The organism is Secundilactobacillus silagincola (assembly GCF_002583405.1).
In the GTDB taxonomy this organism is placed as follows: Bacteria; Bacillota; Bacilli; order Lactobacillales; family Lactobacillaceae; genus Secundilactobacillus; species Secundilactobacillus silagincola.
This window is the reverse complement of the sequence record NZ_BCMJ01000021.1, coordinates 1-991: the sequence shown is the minus strand read 5'-3', so window position 1 is coordinate 991 and position 991 is coordinate 1. Positions and strand designations below refer to the sequence as shown.

Sequence of the window (991 nt, the reverse complement as noted above, 5' to 3'; positions counted from 1 at the left end):
CGGCAGTCTCGCCAGAGTGCCCAACTAAATGCTGGCAACTGACAATAAGGGTTGCGCTCGTTGCGGGACTTAACCCAACATCTCACGACACGAGCTGACGACAGCCATGCACCACCTGTATCTGCGTCCCCGAAGGGAACGCCTAATCTCTTAGGTTAGCACAGTATGTCAAGACCTGGTAAGGTTCTTCGCGTAGCTTCGAATTAAACCACATGCTCCACCGCTTGTGCGGGCCCCCGTCAATTCCTTTGAGTTTCAACCTTGCGGTCGTACTCCCCAGGCGGAATACTTAATGCGTTAGCTGCGGCACTGAAGGGCGGAAACCCTCCAACACCTAGTATTCATCGTTTACGGCATGGACTACCAGGGTATCTAATCCTGTTCGCTACCCATGCTTTCGAGCCTCAGCGTCAGTTACAGACCAGACAGCCGCCTTCGCCACTGGTGTTCTTCCATATATCTACGCATTTCACCGCTACACATGGAGTTCCACTGTCCTCTTCTGCACTCAAGTCTCCCAGTTTCCGATGCACTTCTCCGGTTAAGCCGAAGGCTTTCACATCAGACTTAAGAAACCGCCTGCGCTCGCTTTACGCCCAATAAATCCGGACAACGCTTGCCACCTACGTATTACCGCGGCTGCTGGCACGTAGTTAGCCGTGGCTTTCTGGTTAAATACCGTCAACACCTGAACAGTTACTCTCAGATGTGTTCTTCTTCAACAACAGAGTTTTACGAGCCGAAACCCTTCTTCACTCACGCGGCGTTGCTCCATCAGACTTTCGTCCATTGTGGAAGATTCCCTACTGCTGCCTCCCGTAGGAGTTTGGGCCGTGTCTCAGTCCCAATGTGGCCGATTACCCTCTCAGGTCGGCTACGTATCATTGCCTTGGTGAACCATTACTCCACCAACTAGCTAATACGCCGCGGGTCCATCCAGAAGTGATAGCCGAAACCATCTTTCAAACTGAAACCATGCGGTTTCAGTTGT

Annotated in this window: 1 rRNA gene; it reads right to left on the bottom strand. The window is 52.1% G+C overall.

Going from position 1 to position 991, the window contains the following annotated elements:
- Positions 1–991: ribosomal RNA gene (locus CES82_RS11995) — 16S ribosomal RNA — on the bottom strand; the annotation flags it as partial.